Genomic DNA, 19,458 nt, shown 5'->3' with positions numbered 1-19,458 from the left:
CAACGAAATATTCAATTATGTTCAATATTAGAATTAGGTGATTTAAATGGACACCAATAAAAATAAGTCTTCAGTTCATTTCTTAGGTAAAGCAACCAGCTTGATTTTTATGTTAATTATCACGATTACCATGACCATCGCAGGTATCGTTGCTTTAAGTGAAGGCACAGGGCGCTTCATGTTGCCGTTTACCACGGACAACGCAACTGAACAAATACAAAATATTTTAGTCACTGTGCAACAAGACCCAACAGTTGAAAATATGAAACCTTTCGGAATGGAGCTGTGGGGATTGTCAAAAATGACCGAAGCTTCCCGATTTACGGAATCTAAATTGCTTCAGCATGGGGTGTATTACACCACAATGTCGACTTACAACCAGATCTTAATGTTGATCCATATTTTATTGGGTAGCTTTTGTATGTTGTTGGGTTCACTACAGTTTTGGCCCTCTTTTCGTAAAAATTATATGAAAGTGCATCGAACGATTGGAGCCATTTACCTGATCACTGTTCCCATCGCGGTCATTACCTCGTTACTTTATCTTGCAAATACTGCACCGCATCATATCTATGATCACTTGGTTGCCTGGATTGCTCTCTGGGTATTTGGTGTTTTCTCTTTAGTGTCCATTGGCATGGCTGTTTTGGCGCTGAAGAAAAAAAGAATATTTGAGCATCAAGCGTGGATGGCAGCATCCTTTGCCTGTTTGATGGTTGCACCGATGCTGCGATGGGATTGGGCATTGCTGGGGAAAATATTTCCGAACATTGATCAAGAAACTGTGAATTTAGTTACCATGGGAATCATGTTGCCTGAAACGATATTGATCGGTTATGGACTGATTTTGATCAATAGACAATATTTACGTCCAATGAAACAACGTAAACCACATCCATTTGCCGAAAAAGCACGTATTCAATTTCAAACCCTCCAGCCTATTTTATATATTCTGGTTTTGCTCAGTATTGTCGCCAATCTTTATTATTTTGTGTTTAGTAGCGGTTTATCAGGATTGAGCTTTACTGAGAAATTATTACCTTCAGCTTTGATCCAACGTGAACAGATGATTTTAGATTCATCTTCTGTGTTAACTGTATTTTTCGTTTTATTTTCGGGTATTGCGTTGTTCGTCAGCGTATATATTTTCAATCAGTTGCTGAAAATATCAGACATCAATCTATTTACTCAAAAAAATATTTATTTAAGCCGAATTTTGGCAGTTTTAGCTGGAATCTCAGGGGCTATTTCTGTGTATTGGGGCTGGAATATCGGTCTTGAGCCTCAGAATCTGATTTTTTCAGGAGGCACTATGTATAGCGTGTATGGTGCTTTGATCGCCATTTTTGCAATTGCATTTCTAATTGCGACTCAGCTTAAGAACTTGGCGTATATGAAAGAAATATTGGTTTTTTTAATGAGTTTATTGCCTTTCTCATTCTTATTTTTAGTCACCTTATTTGTACTCAGCTTTTTACCGATCCCAGCGGAATATTTGAGCGTAGGTCAAGGGTATGTAATTCCTGTTGGTTTTAGTACAGCCTTACTTTTTCTAGCTTTTATCTATGTGATATTTGGTCAAGCGACACGAGAACACAACTGAATAAAATGAATGGAGTATCACACATGTCTCAACCTGAATTATTTGCATATTCTGATGATGTAAAACTTGCCATTTATACATGGGGAGAAAAGCCGACGTTGGATAAACCCAAAGAAGTACTGGTATTTGCACATGGTTTTCCAGATCGCGCTATCTTTTGGGAAAAAGTTGCATTAGCACTGAAAGATGATTTTTATGTGGTGGCTTTTGATATGCGTGGTTGTGGAGAGTCCAGCCATATTCAAGGGTGTAAACACTACAAATTCACATCACTCATCAAAGATTTAATAATCGTCATCGATGTTGTTAGCCCAAACCAAAAAGTTCATCTGATCGGGCATGATTGGGGCGGAATTTATGGCTGGAATGCTATTCGAGATGCAGAAGGAGCCAAAAGAATTGCTTCATTTACCACCATGGCACCCAGTTTGGAACAAGTCGGTGTCTATCTAAAGACACGTTTATTTAAGCCCACACCTAAAAATATATGGCAGTTGGTGAATCAATTGGCTCGTAACAGCTTAATGACATTTTTCGCGATGCCGATATTACCTGAAATTATGTGGCGTAGCGGCTTAGGTGCATGGTTGATGAAAACCTTGGTGACTCAAGGAGAAAAAAATGTCATCTACCAAAAAAATGATGGATTAGAAGGAGATGCGATTCGCTATTTGGGTATTTACCGGGCCAATCTTTTACAAAAAGTTTTAACTGCCAAACTTACATCTACAGATGTTCCTGTACATGCATTGATAGCCAAAAGAGATCCTTTTTTACCGCCTCGTTTATTTGCAGATACATCGCAGTGGGCCACCCATTACTCAGAATCTTTTGTCGATGCTTCGCATTGGGCACCTTTAAGTTGTCCAGATGAAATGGCAGAGATTATTCGTCGTTTTACAGATGGTTTGAAGTGAAATCGTTGATGAGTATTTTGCTAAAAAATGATTTAAAAATTACCACGCAGGTCAATTGACCTATAACAATCAAAAAGGAAGAAGAAAATGAATCAATATTTAACGATGTTTCAACAACTAGGTCCTGAAAAATTTACCCAAGCGGTTTGTCAGATGGCGCCATACTTCAGTACAGTCAATCCAACAATTACAGCATTGGAAAAAGGGTTTATTTCTGTTGAGCTCCCTTTTAGTAAAGAAGTAACCAATCATTTAGGAACAATGCACGCGATTGCATTATGTAATGCAGCAGAATTGGCAGGCGGCATGATGACCAATGTTTCTATTCCTGAGGGTGCTCGTTGGATTCCAAAAGGAATGGAAGTAAAGTATTTAGCGAAAGTCAAAACAGGTATTGTTGCGATCGCAGATGGAAGAAATATGGATTGGACACAATCTGGAGATATTCAAGTGCCTGTGAGTATCAAAGACGAACAAGGTAATGAAGTGTTTACAGCAAACATTACAATGAATGTTAAACATGATTAGATTCAAATGACCAACATCATATGAGTCATACCAAAGATTTTTATAAATAAAATCAAAATCATCTGACAATGATGATCACTGTCAGATGATTCAATGAAAAAAGAAAATTATTTATAATAAAACAGAGCCAAACTCTTCACGTAACTTACGTTTTAGCATTTTTCCTGTACCACTGAGTGGTATTGCATCGACAAAAATAACTTTATCGGGCGTTTGCCATTTGGCAATTTTGTCACTGTAATATTCAATGAGTTGATCTTCAGTGATTTCACTCTCTGGTGCTTTCACAGCAATCAGAACAGGGCGCTCATCCCACTTCGGATGATCGGCTGCAATTGCTGCTGCCATAGCAACATCTGGATGTCCCATCGCAATATTTTCAAGTTCAACTGAAGAAATCCATTCACCACCAGATTTGATTAAGTCTTTCGCACGGTCACTGATGTGCAGATAACCATCTTCATCCATGCTCGCAATATCACCTGTATCGAACCAGCCATCTGAAGTTAAACTCGATTCTGATTTACCAAAGTAGCGTTCAACCACCCAATGACCTTTAACTTGGAGGTTACCAATGGTTTCGCCATCATGTGGAAGGGTATTGGTGCCATTTTCTGCATCCACCAATCGTATACTCACACCGAAAGGTGGACGTCCTTGTGACAGGCGAAGTTTAGAAATTTCTTCAGCAGATAATTTTTTATGTTTTGCTTTTAACTGATTTGCTGTACCCAATGGACTCATCTCAGTCATGCCCCATGCATGAATGGTTTCACAATCATAAACATCTTTGAATGTATTCATCATAGATGGCGGGCAAGCAGAGCCCCCAATCACGTTGCGTTTAAGACTTGTGAGCGAACTGTTTAATTTTTTCGCAGAGGCCAACAAAGCTTGCCAAATGGTAGGTACACCAAGTGCAATTGTAACTTGATAATCATCAATCAATTTGACCAAGCTATCTCCATCTAAACCTGGCCCAGGTAAAATCATGGTACAACCAACCATTGCTGATGCATATGGCGTGCCCCAAGCATGGACATGGAACATTGGAACAACAGGAAGAATAACTTCACGAGCCGATAAATTTAATGAATCAGGTAAGGTTGCAACAAGTGTGTGTAAAATCGTGGAGCGATGGCTATATAAAGCACCCTTAGGGTTTCCTGTTGTTCCTGATGTATAACACAATGAACTCGCTGTCATTTCGTCAAATTCAGGCCAATCATATTCGGCTGTTTGTGCAGCAATAAGCTCATCATAAAACTTAACTTCAGGAAGGGCTTTGGCTACATCTGCATCATAAGCATCTAAACAAATAAATGACTCAACCAGTGGGATATGCGCCTTAATTCCTGTGATTATAGGTAAAAAGGTTTTATCAAAAAAAATGGCTTTATCTTTAGCATCATTGATGATGAAAATGAGTTGTTCTGGGAATAATCGAGGGTTAATGGTATGACAAATTAACCCACTTCCTGAAATGGAATACCACGTTTCTAAATGACGATGATTATTCCAAGCTAAAGTTGCAACACAGTCGCCATGAGATAATTTTAAATCAGCGAGTACTTTTGCGCCTCGTTTTGCGTTATTAGAAACATTCCCCCAATTGGTTTCAAACATCGTTCCATTGGTATTTTTGGAAATGATAGGGGTGTCTTTATGATAGGTCGCTGCGTGTTCCAATAAGCTACTAATTAAAAGGGGTTGAAACATCATACGTCCATGCATATTAATCTCCATTTATTTTTGTTTCGGCTTATATTTGTTGAATTTTTAAAGTTATAAAATGGCGAATATAAACAAAATATTCTGTCAAATGACCGATTTAATCAATGTAAATCAGTCTATGACCACCACAATTACACTAATTTAAGCACTGAGTAAAGAACCCAATAATTTCTTTATAGAGACAGGCGCTTTACGTTCAGGGATATATACACCTGCAGTTTTGAGGTCTGAAACCAACTCTGCGCGAAAGTCATTATAGTCCACTTCTGCCGCATGCCTTTGACCACCTTCAAAGTTGTAATGAGGGTTGTTTAATTCACTATCGATTGCTTGTTGCATGTTGCTCGGACGTTTGTATTTTCCTAATATTTCTTGGCAGGCTAAATTTGCTTGATGATCTGATGCAGGCCAGATGCATCCCAACGGTTGGAACAATCCAATAAAGTAGAGATTTTCATGTTCTGCATGCATCATTTTTCGATATAAAGGCAGTTTCTCAGAGTGTTGGAAATCTAAGAAATCTTTGTCGAAGAATGGAAATACTGTCCAAAAGCCTGTGCAACAACAAATAATATCGAATTCTTCTTTGCTTCCATCTACAAATTCGACATATTTTCCATCGAGTCGTTTAATGGCAGGTTTGGGGTGAATCTTGCCATGTCGAATATAGTCGATAAAATCAGAGTTCGCTGTAGGATGCTGTGTCAGCATAGGTTTAGTGTTTACAGGTAAGCCAAAATCTGCGTAACTCCCCGTAAAGGCTTTCACCATTTTAGTGAGTAGTTTTTGTCTTGTTTTAGGTGATAATTTTTCGAGTGCTTTCACCAAAATATCAGCGGGGTAGCCGAGCATGAATTTAGGCACAAACCATTGTGGACTACGCATAGAAATATAAATATGTTTCGATACACGTGCAGACTCAACGGCAACATCACAACCTGAATTACCTGCGCCGATCACTAAGATTTTTTTATCACGCCATTCATCAGTGACGCCCTTAAAATCATGTGAGTGCATCCATTTACGTGTGAATGCACCTTCATAATTTGGATATTTAGGCATCCAGTGATGACCATTCGAAACCATGAGGTAATCATAAATTTTAGTATGTTTATTGCCTTGATTATCGGTATATTCGACTTGCCATTTTCCATTTACATCTTTTGTAACATGATCAACCATGTGATGAAATTTAATATTTTCATACACGCCAAAATGCTTTGAATAGTTTTCAAAGTAGGCCTGTAAATGGTCATGCCTCGGATAGTCAGGATAGGTGGTCGGCATCGGATAGTCTTCGTATTCAGACATAGTACGCGAACTGATGATATGTGTATTTTCGTAGACAGAGGAGTGACCCGTCGCAGAGTTGAATACCCAGTTGCCACCAACTTTGTCATTTTTTTCAAAGATATCGTAAGAGATACCATTTTGTTGACAATTTTTTGCTGCAGTGATGCCTGAGGGACCAGCGCCAATGATGCATACAGTGTTCATATTCAGTTCCTTGAATTTTATTTTTATTAAAAACCAACTATAGTTGGTTTTAAGACTGTAATTGATTTATTTTTAATCAGCAAGTAATAAGGAAAATTTGATGCTGTTCAATGAAATTAAGCTTCCTGTACAGAAAAGAAGTAAAGAACGCTTAGAAAAAGTGATAGAAACAACAGTTCAAATATTAGAACAGCAAGGGTTATATGCCTGCACCATTCCAGAAATAGCGTCGAAGGCAAATTTACCTAAAATCAATATTTATCAATATTTTCCGACTGTTAATCATTTGTTTAGCATCATGATGAAGCGTTATTTAGACGAGTTACAGGGCTACATGTCTGTAAAAAGTGATGTATATATTGCATTGACGACTCGGCAAATTACCCACGATCTAATTCTTAAAGTGGCACGGTTTTATAACACCCACAAAGCTGCAAGTCTGCTGATACTCGGTGGGCCTGTACATGTGGATGGATTCAACTTACAAGAATTGGTAATTGAGCAGATTGCGGCTGACTTGAGATATATTTTCTCAGCAAAAAGTCATCCTATAGAATTTTTAAAACAAGATGAACCTATTTATTTGATTGAAATGGTTTTTGCATTGATGAAACATGGTTTTTATAAATTTGGATTCATCACTGATGAAATATTGGCAGAGTGTTTAAATGTAAGTGACCTTTATCTCAGTTCCAAAGGTCACAATTTGGATCAATGAGATTCATTATTTAAGAAATGAATCATTTAAGTGCTACTAAAAATGCTTTATGTGCTTGTAAAATTGTTTCCTGAAAAGGATGATGAAATAAATCAAAATGACCACAATTTATTTCTAAATATTGACCATATTTAAGTTTCTTCTCTAACTTTCGAGTCGCCTTGATTGGAATTAGTGAGTCTTGAGTAGCACCAAGTACCAAGGTAGGTGATTGAATATGATGTGCAGTAGCTGTCGGTCGATATAGTCCAATCGTGGCTACAATCCGAGCAGGCACAGCATTATCCCATTGAACATCATCAGGGATGATTGAATGATAACCTTCATAGCAGTCTTCACCTGCTAAGATCGCAAATCTGTCTTTAGCAACCACAGGCATGGTTTTGACTTTGCCAATTCGTGCTAAAGCTAAATCTTGCATAGCACATAAGGTCGCTCCTAAAAGATATTTTTTAGGATAGAGCGTCAAACTTGCTAAGCCATCTACATGCGGGAAATTCGAAATGATGGCTTTAAAATTTTGTTGGGCAGCTAAAGTTAAAACATGACCACCACTAAATGAATATCCCCATAGAATCATTTGACTTGTAGGGATCTTCAAGTTTTGATTTAGATATTGAATAACAGTTTCCCAGTCTTTGAGTTGACTGTTTTTATCAACCAAATATCTAACTTTTCCTGTGCTTTCTCCAAATCCACGATGATCAAAAACGCAAACGCGATAACCTAGCTCATGATAAAACTTGGCAAAATGGTCAAGTTGACAAGACTTCTCTCCACCTAATCCATGCGCCATGAGGATGAGATCAGCATCTTGGGAAATTTGATCATATAAATCAGCTTGAATGTTATAAGAATCAATGGGGAGGGTAATTTTTCGAACATTCATTTTACAGTCCCTTGTAATGTTAGATTTTTATAATTGATTAATTTTTAACTTTAGCGGTAAATAAAATAATTGTCTATAACTGATGGAAAATGATAATCACATCAATTATTTTAAAAAATATAAACCCTAATTATCATTTTCATTATATTTTAAATCTATGGATTATTTTTTAAATGTTAAGTTTAATTAATCTAATTTAGATATTGTATGTTTTGCTTTGCAGTTTTGTTTAGATTCCCTAATTGATTCTATTAAATAATTTTTTAAGATATAAGAAAAATATATATTTAAATAAAATTAGATTATTTTTGTCTTAAAAATAGGCATTTCTTGTGAGAAGATATAGGAAAATGTTTGAATTTATGATCAATAATACAAACACACTATTAAAAAATTTAAAAATAATCTAGAGGTTTAAAATGGCGGAAATTTTTGTTTATTCTAAAGAAACTCATCAAGTCATTCAAAATATTAAAGGTAATGGGGTTGGGATTTCTGAAAATTCTGTGATTGTTTTAAATATTAAAAAGGATGATGTTCTTAAAATTGAACGAATAGGAAACAATGTCGTTATTCATTTAAATAGTGGGGAGTTAATTACAATTGAAGACTATTTTAAATTTAATGACTGTAGTTTAGTTTTACATGATGATCAGCATAATATTTTGCTTGTAAATTTTACTGATAGTTCAGGTGCAATTATTGACCCTATCATTTATGAACCAATAGAAAATATCGAACCTTTATTATATGACGATAATTTTGCAGGACTCATTTTACCTTGGGCTGCTGGTGGAGTAGCTGCTGGTGGACTAGCTGCATTAGGAGGTTCTTCAGGTTCTAATGATTCTCAATCTGAAAATAAAGATGAAAATTCAATTACGGGTAATTTTCCCTCAAGGTTATCGGCTAAATTGAATTATGATTCAGGCACATCTGATAGCGATTCTATTAGTAATAAAGGTCAAATGGATATATCCGGTTTAGATGCTGACGCAATTTGGGAATATAGTATTGATGGTGGTAAAACTTGGATCAAGGGTATTGGCAGTAGTTTTGATTTAGCAGAAGGGCACTATGCCGCTGGTAAAATTCTTATTAAACAAACCAATACGAGTACAAATGTTAGTGTGATTACAACATTAACTGAAATTATCATCGATAAAACAATTGATCCGTTAACGGCTAGGCTGATTCAAGACACAGGTCCAAGCAATAACGACAATATTAGCCAAGATGGTACGATTAACGTGTCAGGAATCGAAGCTGGTGCAACCTGGTCATACAGCACAGATAATGGTCAAACTTGGGCAACTGGTACTGGTAATAGCTTCACTTTAGCTGAAGGTACGTACACTGCTGGACAACTACAAATCAAACAAGTCGATGTGGCGGGCAATGAAAGTCCAGTGACTAAGCTACCTGACATTACCATTTCATCCTCAGAAATTATCGCAGTTGATGATGCTCACAATACACAGCCATTTTACGAAATCGAACAAGAGTATTTCAACTATTCTGGAACCGATACTCAATCTTTAATTGTCAGTAAAGATCAATCAGGAAATGATTTAGCTAAAATTGATTTCAATCAATCTGAATTGGTAGGTTCAGCGCCAGATGGAGCAATAGAGCTTAACTATTCAGAATTAACCGTAAAAGCGAATACGTTGTTGCATTTAAGCTATTACTTAACAGAACCAGCAGGTGAAGTTTATCTAACCGTTGAAAAATTTGAGAATGGGGCTTGGGTTGTTGTATCTACAGGTCAGAAGTATACAAAAGCTGATTTCCCTTCATCCGATCAACCAGCAAAAATCGCTGTCTATAATAGTGAAAATGATGCAGGTCAGTTCCGTTTAGTGCTGAATGTTGATGATCAAAAAGCACCTGGTATTTCGATTGATCCACCTATTACAGGTGATGGTGATGATGATTGGTGGAACATGGCATCGGCCTCTATCACTCCAATGATTGCAAGAATGATGACACCTGCAGCTGCACAAGCGGAAGAGGATACAATACTTCCAGATGCACCATCAAATATATCTTTCAATGCTGACGGTACAGTATTAGAGGGTAATGCAGAGCCGGGTAGCTTGATTGAAGTACGCGAATATCCTCAAGGTAAGGTTGAAAAGACTATTACAGATCCAAATGGTAACTTTAGCATTGCTCTCTATAGAGCATTTACGAATGGGGAAGAGTTTGAAATAACAGCAACAGATCCTGCAGGTAATACATCACAGAAAAGTGTTATTATTGCACCAACTGGACCAAGTATTTCATCTAAAATTGATCAGGAACTCGGTGGTATTGTGAGCGGAATAACTGAACCGAATGCAAATATAGAAGTCAGAGATAAAGATTACAATTTGATCGATAGTGGTAAAGCAGATGAAAATGGTTTATTTACAATTCATTTATCACAGCCACAAGATAAAGGTCAGGAACTACAAGTAACGGCTACCAATGTGAGTGGATTGTCTTCATCTCCTGCTTTGATTCAAGGACCTACCATTAATAGCGTAATTTTTAATGATCAAAACAATGCGAGTAGTGCTTTATTTACCAACTATGAAATTAATGTTAAAGCGACAGATCTCAATTCTACAGGTACTGGAATTCAAGGGAACATTTTATTAAATGATGTAAATCTCGGTCATAACATCATTTTAACGCATGTTGGCAATACTCCAATAAGTGGTTCTACAGTCATTCCCTCACAACAAAATGCGGGGACTTTAATTATTAATGAAAAAGGTGAATATATTTATACAGGGATTGATCGCCAAGATTTGGGGAAAACAGAAACATTTAGCTATACCATTGCTGATGCAAATGATCCGACTCGTACAGCTCAAGCAGAGTTAAAAATTATGATTTCTGCTGAAGGCGTGATTATTGGAACAGCAGATAGTGGAGATGTAACCCTTGCGATAGGTGCGGATCGTGCTTATGCAAGTAGTTCTACTGATCAATATGTTTCAGGGGATGATATTTACGTCAGTCGTGGCGCAAATGAAACGATAAAATCAGGTTCAGGAAATGACACCCTCATTTTAAATTTATTGAATCAAACTGATGGTACTGGTGGAAATGGTCAGGATGTTTGGGAAAACTTTACACTTTATGATGCAGCAAGTTCAAACACAGATATCGACTTTATTGATGTACGCGGTTTACTAGAGAAAGTAAATGCAAATGAAAAAGAACTTCACATCAAAGATTATTTATCGACCAGAAAAGAAGGAAACGATACTGTTCTCTATGTGGATTTAGATGGATCGGGCTTTGGTCATGAAAGCACTAAATTACTGACACTTAAAAATGTAGATACGACGATTGATGACCTAATTAGTAATCATCAAATTTTATTTTAAATAATAGTTCATGAATTAAGAAAGAAGCCTCAGGGCTTCTTTTTTTGATGATATTTTAAGGGTATTTTAAGCTGTGTATTTTTAAATTGGAAAATCAATTCAAAAGTTAAACAGATGAATCATAGTCTCTTTATAAAAAAACAATTGCTATTACTGATAACTTCTTTTTTGATTTTAATCATCTTTTTTCCAATTTATGGCGAAGTAGACCTAAACTTGATCCAACCATGGATGAGTCCTCATGGTGAGTTTTTCTTAAAAAGTAATTGGTATTTAGACACTCTCAATCATCGCTATGTAAAACAACTGTTGATCATGGCTTATGTGAGTTTTCTTGGGCTTTGGATCGCTTCTTTCAAGTTCAAACAGTTTCAACAACATCGCACAACTTATCTTTATCTATTTCTCATGATCATTTTGTCGACGTCGGTGATTGGGATTTTAAAATCACAATCAGATCATGCATGTCCTTGGGACATGGTCGTTCCTTCAGGTAATTCATATACATGGCAATTCAATCAAATTGGAGGGCATTGCTTCCCAGGAGGTCATGCATCTACAGGTTTTGCTTTGTTAGTCGGTTATTTTGTTTATCGTGCCAAAAATCGTAGCCGAGCAATTTTTTACCTTGTTGCTGCATTGATTTTAGGGTTGGGTATGGGATGGGCACAAATGATGCGTGGTGCTCACTTTTTCAGCCATAACTTATGGACTGGCTGGATTATTTGGTTCATCAATGTATTGGTTTATACCTTAACGTATAGCTCTCTCAAAAATTCAGTATTTGAGAATAAATAACCGAAAATTTTATTTAAATGAAGGTTTTAAATCAATAGATTCATCACTAATCATGGTCAATTACTGATGAATCTTGAAATAAAATTAGGTGCCTTGATTTTAGGATACTGAGCTTTGTATAGATTGATTCTTTAAAGGAATCTGTACTATGACGTGCAGACCACCCAATTGTTTGCTCTGCTGAAAAATGATTTTGCCACCTAAACGCTCAGTTGCTTTATCAACAATTGAAAGCCCTAAACCGCTTCCAGTTTCTAAGTGCTGATGTACTCGATAAAAACGTTTCAGAATTTGATCATACTGTTCAGGTGGAATGCCTGGCCCGCTATCTTCAATATGAATTGTCGCTTGATCTTGTTCTAGAAATGCTGAAACGTTGATGATGCCTTGATTCGGAGTGTATTTAATCGCGTTATCAATCAAATTATAAATAATAGAATGCACAGCGGATTCTTGACTGAGTATTTTGACATCTTCTTGGCGCTCCATACCCAGATCGATTTCTTTTTCAATAGCAAGGTGAATCAGTTGTTCAACACACTGGACAGCCACTTCATTGATTAAAAAGTATCGTTCATGTTCTTGATTGAGTACAAAGGCATCTTGCTTGGCTAGACTTAAGAGTTGACTCACCAAATGTTGGATTCGTGCTAAGCCATGACTGAGTTTCATCAGAGAGGCATTATGGGGAAGTTCACGTAACAAAATTTGAGTCTGCAAATTTAAAGCCGTAATTGGCGTTCTCAGCTCATGAGCTGCATCAGCAACAAATTGTTTTTGTTCCAATTGTGCATCTGATATCCGTTGAAAAAGATGATTAATTTCTTGAATACTGGGCACGATTTCAATGGGATAACGATCACAACTAATCGGAGTCAATTCATTTGGTTTGCGTTCAATTAGTTCAGATTTAAAGTTTTCAATCGGTTTAAAACTACGCCGGATGATATAGCTGAGTCCCCAAATCGCAAATGGCATTATGATCAAATAGGGCAGAAACATATTCCAAGCCAGCTCAAGTGCCAAATTTTGACGAACTGATTTTTGTTGGCTAACTTGGATTTGTAGATCATTAAGCGGAAGAACGTAGGTTTGCCATTCACCATGAGATGTCGGCTGTACATAGAAGCCTGAGCTTTCTACAGGTTTAACTAATAACTGAAATTGATGATTTAAGTGATTATTATTTTGGTAAGGCCAAACATCTACGAATAAATCTTCTTCATGATAATGTTTAAGATGATCAAATTGCGATTGCACAGGTCTAGGGTTGAATTTAGCAACACGCTCAGCCAGATTGCGCATTTGCGCATTTAAAATTTCTTCAGTTTCCTCTAAAGCGATTCGATAGGCTGAAAAAACCAATAAACAACCCATTAACACACTAAATAGTGATGTATAGATAATCAGCTTTTTCTTAAGTGAATAGGGTTGATTTCTCATGATTTAACCGCTTCACTCCCAAGTCTATACCCTAAACCACGCACGTTACGGATGAAATTCTTCCCTAGTTTTGCACGTATATGATGAATATAGACCTCGATGGTATTACTACACACCTCGCTGTCTATGTCATACATTTTTTCTTCTAAATTAGATTTGGAAAAAATTTTATTAGGATGACTCATTAAAGGGATCAGTAAAGCCCATTCACGGTTTGAAAATTCAATGATTTCATTGTCAAAACGAGCGATATGTTGCTCAACATCTAAAGTGAGGTTGCCATAATGTAATTTTGGTGTTTGATCATTGATGGTGACTTTGGCACTACGGCGAATCAGAGCTTGGATTCGAGCCAAAAGCTCTTCAAATTCATAAGGTTTTACCAAATAATCATCTGCGCCCTGATTCAAACCTTCTACACGATTATGTAATTGATCACGTGCAGAAATAATTAAAACTGGCAAATTACTTTGACTTTGACGGATGTGTTTCAATACTTGCATGCCATCCATCATAGGTAAGCCTAAATCTAGTAAAACTACATCATAAGAATTTTCTGCAATTTTTTTTAAACCATCAAAACCGTTGTTGACCCACTCGACTTCAAAATGGTGATACTGCAGTAGTGTGAGCGTTGATTCTGCGATCATAAAGTCATCTTCTATAATTAAAATTTTATGCATGACTAAGCTCTCGGTGCAGTGGTCTTTTGACATTGCTGAAGCATATTTAAATGCGGGTCAGCGGTATTTGTTTTTATGCCTAATAAATTTATCAGAGTTGGGAATAAATTGTCTTGTGATAATGTTGATTTTTTCAGTTGTGATAGGCAATTCACATCTGAAGGTTGGTTTTCTTGCCATTGCTGTGAAAACCACATGAACATCGGAATGTGAGTTTGTTGAGATGGTGCTATAGCATAGGGTGCACCATGTAAATACAGACCACTTTCACCTGTGGATTCACCATGATCGGATAAGTACCAAAATGCAGTTTGATATTGTGATTTTTCATTTAATGCTCCAATCAATTGACTCAAAACATGATCTGTATAAAGAATTGAATTGTCATAGCTGTTCAGTAACTCTTCTTGACTACAGCCTTGAATCGCATTGGTATCACAGGTGGGTTTAAAACGTTGAAATTCAGTTGGACTACGTTTGTAATAAGCAGGTCCATGACTTCCCATTTGGTGTAATACGATCAGATGCGACTGTTGATCATTTTTAGGTAATTGTTTTAAATAATCTTTTAAGCTATCCACTAAAATTTCATCGAAGCATTCACCATCAGGGCTACACCATTTATCTTTTAATGTAGTGGGTATTTTAAATTGTTCAACGCGGTTGCATACATCTTTGCAGCCCGAATTATTGTCAATCCATGTCACTTTGTATCCAGCTCTTTGCGCGATATCTAATAACCCTTCACGATGATGCGCTAACTTCGAATCGTAGCTCTCACGGGTCATGCCTGAAAACATACACGGCACTGAAACTGCGGTTGCTGTCCCACAAGAACTGACATTCGAAAAGTTGATTAAGTCTAATTTAGACAGCTCAGGATTGGTTTGTTTTGCATAACCATTCAGCGAAAAACTTTCTGCACGAGCAGTTTCACCGACAACCAAAAGCATAATTTTAGGTTTTTTCGAGTTTGTAGCATTTTGAATGAGGTGTGCATCTTCACCATAATGAATCAATGGTAGGTTTTCTTGCGGTCTTTGTTTTTTATAATATGACCATGATGAACCAACGAAATTTTGTGGAGAAATCATTCCTTTTAAATCACGGTTTTCTCTAAAAATAGCCGCATAATCTACATAATAGGCAAAGACCAACCCCATTAATATGAGAACAGAAGCAACAATATGACTCATTTTTTTTAATAGAATCGGTTTGATATTTTCAGGTTTAATTTTGACTATAAACAGAACCATCAAAGGTAGAGCGATAAATAAAATCACCCAGATTAAAAAATTTAAATTCACTAGATCAAATGCTTCACTATGATCGGTTTGCATCATATTTTGGATTTGATCTGAGTTAATCACAGCCCCCAAGCTATTTACAAAGTACGCACTTAGACCGCCCAAAGTAATCCAAAAGAAAGAGAATAGCTTGGCATTAATTTTCCAGTGAATCATCTGAAAAATTAAATTGTATACTGAGATAATTACACCAGCTGAGGCAATGATAAATAAAAAGTATTGAAAGCCAGAATGTGGGGTTAATGCAGCGAGTTTTTCAAAAAATAAAAAATTGAGACCAATCGTGAGCCACACAGCCATACATAAATTAAATGTTGACAGTGAAACTGTCGGAATTTTTGATATTAGATTTAATTTTTTGAACATACTAAAAACATTAAAAATTTTGATTCACTCATGCTAAATAGCGAAACTTAAAATGTTCTTAATGATGATCTTATAAAAGTTGTCAGGTGCATTATTTTATTAGGGAGATAATACAGTTATGGCTGATCTCCTCAATTTGATTTTCTTTGAATATGACACCATCCCATTTTTGCATTTGTGCCATTAACCATATAAAGTCATTTGGATTGGGTGAAATGTCATCACCAACAAAACTCCGAATAATATTTTGAATCCCATGATATTTTTGCACATGAATGGTTTCAGAGCATTTAAAACGAATAATATTAAATTCGATTAGCAAACTCCAAACCTCATTAAAATTGTCTATTTTTTGCAGTTCTTGCTGTGCTTTTTGAATTGCATTACACATGGCTTTTAAGGTATTCGGATTTGATGTTGCCCATTCATCAGTGACGGCTAAAACCTTATCTGCAACAGTCGGAATAATTGCTTGGCTCGATAATATTTTATCTCCAATACCCATGACTTCAGCTTCAGTATTCCACGGTTCTCCGACACAAAATCCATCAATATGATGATTATTTAAAGCTTCCACCATATATGGTGGTGGCAAAGTTTGAAGTTGAATATTTTTTGCTAAATTTTCATCTGCTAAAGCAAACCATTCTCTTAAACAATAATGATGAATGGATTGTTTATATACATGTGCAAATTTAATCGTGTTTCTTAAATGTCTATCTTTTGACATGGCTTCAACGATTTTTTCTGCTGATATTAATGGAGCATCATCAATTTGAATCCCTAGCTCAAAGCATAATTTTTGGCTTAAAGTAATAAAAGCTCGATTTTGGCTTAAAACCAACGGTGTTTTGAGGGGAATACCCAATTGATCTTGCCCAATAGCTGCAGCAGGTAGCATGGCAGATAAACAATGCGCTGCGTCTAAAAAGCCAAATGCTAAACGATCTCTCAAACTTGCCCAAGATGCTTCATGCACCAATTCAACGTGTAGTCCAACGTCTTCAAAAAAACCACGATGTTTTGCCCATAACAGTGCAACACAATCGAGCAAAGGAATATAACCAATTTGGATCTGATTTTTTTCTAAATTTGACATCGTATTTATTCCTGATTTTTTGCCATTTTTAAAAATTTCATAGTTTGAGTAAGCATTGATTGTTGACGAATATCAGTTTTTAAATTGCGATTGAAGCAAAGCTTGAGCTTCGAGTAAACGGCGGGACATTTCTCCCATGGTCATTCGATGGCTCATTGCATTTTTCCTCAACAACTGAAAGGCTTGATCTTCCGTCAAGGTTTGCATTTGCATTAACAGGACTTTGGCTTTTTCGATGTCTTTACGGTCAGCCAGTTTGCACTTGGTTTCTGCTAAATCATTAATCAATTTTTTATGCTTTTTGAATTGCTCAATAGATATTTCTAAAATACTGTCTAATTTTGCTGGATCGATACCATCCACAATATAAGCGGTCACACCTGCATCTATGGCACTTCGAATCGTATCTTTATTGGAGTTTTTAGTAAAAAGTACTGTTGGTAAATCAAATTGACTGACACAGCTTTCTATAATATCTCGATGCGGATGATCCATATCCAATAAGATCACATCTGCATTCAAATGCTTTAAATCAGCACTATTCAGATGATCTATTGATAAACAAGCGACCACGTCAAAGTCGTGTTCAATTAAAGATTTTTGGATATATGAGGCACGTTCTAGATCGTCATCTATCAGTGCAATTTTTAGATTTGGCATATCGTTAGACAGGGAAGACCTGAGAATGCAAAGTACATCAATCCCTAAGCAAAAATTAGACCAAAAAAATAGGTTTTAAATTGATCTAATTTAGTTCATTTAGCGGTTATGGTTCACTGAAGGGATTCAATAAATTGCTCTATCTTTTACGGGTGCACTAAAAAGTGACTTTCATGTGCAGATTTAATGCAACTCTCTAAAGTCTTCATTTTTCAATTAAAGCCATACCCCTAAAATGATTGCTCTTGATTTAAACAGATAAAAATAAAATTAAAAAATAAATCATTGATAATATTGACTAAATATAAATAATTTTAAAGGTTGGCATAGTCTATGCATTTGTATTTGCAAGTCAAAGAAGACTTTAAAAATTTGTGATACGGCCAACGACGTCCGTTCTGATCGAGTTCATTACCATTTTGAGTAGTGAATAAACCAATACGTTCAGTTCAGGTGGAGACGGTTATGTCTACAAATTTGAATGCTAAAAAAGAAACTAAAATTAGTTTATTTAACTTCAGCAATGCCGCGATGAGAGCCTTCCACATGAGTTGGCTCGCATTTTTTGTCTGCTTCTTCGCATGGTTTGCTTGCGCACCTTTAATGCCTGTCATCGCAGGTGAGTTCAATTTAACCAAAGATCAAATCGCCAATATTAATATTGCAGCGGTTGCCATCACCATTCTTGTACGTCTCATCGTTGGACCACTGTGTGACAAATACGGTCCCCGTAAAACTTATACCGCATTGCTCATTCTTGGAAGTATTCCAGTATTTGGTGTGGCATCAGCAAATAGCTACGAGTCTTTCCTCTTTTTCCGTCTACTCATTGGAGCGATCGGTGCCAGTTTTGTGATCACGCAATATCACACCAGTATCATGTTTGCACCTAATGTGGTGGGGACCGCCAATGCTACAACAGCAGGTTGGGGGAATGCAGGGGGCGGTGCAACACAAGTGTTGATGCCACTCATGTTGGCAGCATTAGTAATGTTCGGTGTTGAACAAGCAATGGGTTGGAGAATTGCTTTAATCGTTCCGGGTGTATTGATGTTGATCGTTGGGGTGATGTATTGGAAATTTACACAAGATGCACCACAAGGCAATTTTAATGAATTACGTGAACAAGGCGTATCCGTTGGTTCAGACAAAAAAGGTGGTGTAGCGATTCTGATGCATGCTGCACGTAACTACCGTGTTTGGATTTTATTCGGTGCATATGCAGCATGCTTTGGTATTGAAATTTTCATTCATAACATTGTCGCAATGTACTACGTGGAAAACTTTAATTTTGGATTAAAAGAAGCAGGAATGGCAGCAGGTATTTTTGGACTGTTAGCACTATTTGCCCGCGCTCTGGGTGGCATTGTTTCGGATAAAGTTGCGACCAAAAAAGGCTTAGATGGTCGCACTAAAGTTTTATTTGCCATGATTTTAATGGAAGGCTTGTTTCTCGTCCTGTTCTCGCAAATGTCAACGCCGATGTTGGCTATCCTCGCAATGACAGTATTCGCTTTATTCACCCACATGGCATGTGGCGCAACCTATGCCTTGGTGCCATTTATTGATCGTGATGCATTGGGTGGTGTTGCAGGAATTATTGGGGCAGGTGGTAACGTCGGTGCAGTGGCAGCAGGTTTTCTATTGAAGGGCATGCTTGATATTCAAACCACGCTTATGGTTTTAGGCGGTCTGGTCGTGATTGCTGCAAGCTGTGTACTGATGATTCGTTTCTCGGTTGAGCATAAAGAAAAAGAACAACGCTTATATGAGCAAGCCATACATGAACGTAGCTTGGCTGAAGCACAAAATTCGTAATCAAAGATTTAGAGA

General features: G+C 36.8%; 15 protein-coding genes. 7 read left to right on the top strand and 8 right to left on the bottom strand.

Translation table 11 applies throughout. From position 1 onward, the window contains the following. The first annotated feature begins 46 nt into the window (after nucleotides 1-46). From AC5YDM_RS09710 to AC5YDM_RS09700, 3 genes are all read left to right on the top strand, one after another. Nucleotides 47-1,603 (top strand): DUF2306 domain-containing protein, encoded by a 1,557-nt coding sequence (locus AC5YDM_RS09710; RefSeq protein WP_496151909.1) that lies wholly within the window; start codon nucleotides 47-49, stop codon nucleotides 1,601-1,603. 23 nt (nucleotides 1,604-1,626) lie between these two features. Continuing rightward, a complete protein-coding gene (locus tag AC5YDM_RS09705; protein WP_496151908.1) occupies nucleotides 1,627-2,520 on the top strand; it encodes an alpha/beta fold hydrolase in 894 nt (297 codons plus the stop codon). Nucleotides 2,521-2,607: 87 nt separating this feature from the next. Further along, complete coding sequence (locus AC5YDM_RS09700) at nucleotides 2,608-3,048, top strand: hotdog fold domain-containing protein (protein WP_496151907.1); 441 nt, start codon at nucleotides 2,608-2,610, stop codon at nucleotides 3,046-3,048. Between the two features lie 111 nt (nucleotides 3,049-3,159). On the opposite strand, the gene AC5YDM_RS09695 is transcribed toward AC5YDM_RS09700, so the two are convergent. Continuing rightward, a complete protein-coding gene (locus tag AC5YDM_RS09695; RefSeq protein ID WP_496151906.1) occupies nucleotides 3,160-4,782 on the bottom strand; it encodes a long-chain-fatty-acid--CoA ligase in 1,623 nt (540 codons plus the stop codon). Nucleotides 4,783-4,923: 141 nt separating this feature from the next. Next, a complete protein-coding gene (locus tag AC5YDM_RS09690) occupies nucleotides 4,924-6,279 on the bottom strand; it encodes a flavin-containing monooxygenase (RefSeq protein ID WP_496151905.1) in 1,356 nt (451 codons plus the stop codon). Nucleotides 6,280-6,379: 100 nt separating this feature from the next. On the opposite strand from AC5YDM_RS09690, the gene AC5YDM_RS09685 reads away from it, so the two are divergent. Beyond that, a complete protein-coding gene (locus tag AC5YDM_RS09685; protein WP_496151904.1) occupies nucleotides 6,380-6,997 on the top strand; it encodes a TetR/AcrR family transcriptional regulator in 618 nt (205 codons plus the stop codon). Between the two features lie 22 nt (nucleotides 6,998-7,019). On the opposite strand, the gene AC5YDM_RS09680 is transcribed toward AC5YDM_RS09685, so the two are convergent. Beyond that, on the bottom strand, nucleotides 7,020-7,886 hold the full coding sequence (locus tag AC5YDM_RS09680; RefSeq protein ID WP_496151903.1) for an alpha/beta hydrolase: 867 nt from the start codon (nucleotides 7,884-7,886) through the stop codon (nucleotides 7,020-7,022). 419 nt (nucleotides 7,887-8,305) lie between these two features. On the opposite strand from AC5YDM_RS09680, the gene AC5YDM_RS09675 reads away from it, so the two are divergent. Together AC5YDM_RS09675 and AC5YDM_RS09670 are read left to right on the top strand one after the other, a co-directional pair. Continuing rightward, on the top strand, nucleotides 8,306-11,269 hold the full coding sequence (locus AC5YDM_RS09675; RefSeq protein ID WP_496151902.1) for an Ig-like domain-containing protein: 2,964 nt from the start codon (nucleotides 8,306-8,308) through the stop codon (nucleotides 11,267-11,269). A 114-nt stretch (nucleotides 11,270-11,383) separates the two neighbouring features. Beyond that, nucleotides 11,384-12,067: a phosphatase PAP2 family protein gene (locus tag AC5YDM_RS09670; protein ID WP_496151901.1), complete on the top strand. Its 684-nt coding sequence runs from the start codon at nucleotides 11,384-11,386 to the stop codon at nucleotides 12,065-12,067. 99 nt (nucleotides 12,068-12,166) lie between these two features. Here AC5YDM_RS09670 and AC5YDM_RS09665 read toward each other — a convergent pair whose 3' ends face one another. The 5 genes from AC5YDM_RS09665 to AC5YDM_RS09645 form a co-directional block, all read right to left on the bottom strand. Continuing rightward, nucleotides 12,167-13,510, bottom strand: coding sequence for a sensor histidine kinase (locus AC5YDM_RS09665; RefSeq protein ID WP_496151900.1), 1,344 nt, complete (start codon nucleotides 13,508-13,510; stop codon nucleotides 12,167-12,169). Then, the gene (locus AC5YDM_RS09660; protein WP_496151899.1) at nucleotides 13,507-14,193 is read right to left on the bottom strand and encodes a response regulator transcription factor; all 687 of its coding nucleotides are present in this window, start codon (nucleotides 14,191-14,193) and stop codon (nucleotides 13,507-13,509) included. The genes AC5YDM_RS09665 and AC5YDM_RS09660 overlap by 4 nt, the downstream gene beginning before the upstream one ends. A 2-nt stretch (nucleotides 14,194-14,195) precedes the next feature. After that, nucleotides 14,196-15,866 (bottom strand): phosphoethanolamine transferase, encoded by a 1,671-nt coding sequence (locus AC5YDM_RS09655; RefSeq protein WP_496151898.1) that lies wholly within the window; start codon nucleotides 15,864-15,866, stop codon nucleotides 14,196-14,198. Between the two features lie 91 nt (nucleotides 15,867-15,957). After that, on the bottom strand, nucleotides 15,958-16,965 hold the full coding sequence (locus AC5YDM_RS09650) for an ABC transporter substrate-binding protein (protein ID WP_496151897.1): 1,008 nt from the start codon (nucleotides 16,963-16,965) through the stop codon (nucleotides 15,958-15,960). Between the two features lie 72 nt (nucleotides 16,966-17,037). Next, nucleotides 17,038-17,625, bottom strand: a complete 588-nt coding sequence (locus AC5YDM_RS09645; RefSeq protein ID WP_496151896.1) for an ANTAR domain-containing response regulator — start codon at nucleotides 17,623-17,625, stop codon at nucleotides 17,038-17,040. A 465-nt stretch (nucleotides 17,626-18,090) separates the two neighbouring features. Here AC5YDM_RS09645 and AC5YDM_RS09640 point away from each other — a divergent pair, with 465 nt between their 5' ends. Next, nucleotides 18,091-19,443, top strand: a complete 1,353-nt coding sequence (locus AC5YDM_RS09640) for an MFS transporter (RefSeq protein ID WP_496151895.1) — start codon at nucleotides 18,091-18,093, stop codon at nucleotides 19,441-19,443. Nucleotides 19,444-19,458: the final 15 nt, after the last annotated feature.

The sequence above is a fragment of the Acinetobacter sp. CY81 genome (assembly GCF_059515925.1).
This window is presented reverse-complemented; position numbering and strand designations above follow the sequence as displayed.

What these genes read in the sequence shown, in the direction of transcription:
- AC5YDM_RS09710 (WP_496151909.1), top strand. Translation starts at nt 47, where the DNA reads ATGGACACCAATAAAAATAAGTCTTCAGTTCATTTCTTAGGTAAAGCA.
- AC5YDM_RS09705 (WP_496151908.1), top strand. Translation starts at nt 1,627, where the DNA reads ATGTCTCAACCTGAATTATTTGCATATTCTGATGATGTAAAACTTGCC.
- AC5YDM_RS09700 (WP_496151907.1), top strand. Translation starts at nt 2,608, where the DNA reads ATGAATCAATATTTAACGATGTTTCAACAACTAGGTCCTGAAAAATTT.
- AC5YDM_RS09695 (WP_496151906.1), bottom strand. Translation starts at nt 4,782, where the DNA reads ATGCATGGACGTATGATGTTTCAACCCCTTTTAATTAGTAGCTTATTG.
- AC5YDM_RS09690 (WP_496151905.1), bottom strand. Translation starts at nt 6,279, where the DNA reads ATGAACACTGTATGCATCATTGGCGCTGGTCCCTCAGGCATCACTGCA.
- AC5YDM_RS09685 (WP_496151904.1), top strand. Translation starts at nt 6,380, where the DNA reads ATGCTGTTCAATGAAATTAAGCTTCCTGTACAGAAAAGAAGTAAAGAA.
- AC5YDM_RS09680 (WP_496151903.1), bottom strand. Translation starts at nt 7,886, where the DNA reads ATGAATGTTCGAAAAATTACCCTCCCCATTGATTCTTATAACATTCAA.
- AC5YDM_RS09675 (WP_496151902.1), top strand. Translation starts at nt 8,306, where the DNA reads ATGGCGGAAATTTTTGTTTATTCTAAAGAAACTCATCAAGTCATTCAA.
- AC5YDM_RS09670 (WP_496151901.1), top strand. Translation starts at nt 11,384, where the DNA reads ATGAATCATAGTCTCTTTATAAAAAAACAATTGCTATTACTGATAACT.
- AC5YDM_RS09665 (WP_496151900.1), bottom strand. Translation starts at nt 13,510, where the DNA reads ATGAGAAATCAACCCTATTCACTTAAGAAAAAGCTGATTATCTATACA.
- AC5YDM_RS09660 (WP_496151899.1), bottom strand. Translation starts at nt 14,193, where the DNA reads ATGCATAAAATTTTAATTATAGAAGATGACTTTATGATCGCAGAATCA.
- AC5YDM_RS09655 (WP_496151898.1), bottom strand. Translation starts at nt 15,866, where the DNA reads ATGTTCAAAAAATTAAATCTAATATCAAAAATTCCGACAGTTTCACTG.
- AC5YDM_RS09650 (WP_496151897.1), bottom strand. Translation starts at nt 16,965, where the DNA reads ATGTCAAATTTAGAAAAAAATCAGATCCAAATTGGTTATATTCCTTTG.
- AC5YDM_RS09645 (WP_496151896.1), bottom strand. Translation starts at nt 17,625, where the DNA reads ATGCCAAATCTAAAAATTGCACTGATAGATGACGATCTAGAACGTGCC.
- AC5YDM_RS09640 (WP_496151895.1), top strand. Translation starts at nt 18,091, where the DNA reads ATGTCTACAAATTTGAATGCTAAAAAAGAAACTAAAATTAGTTTATTT.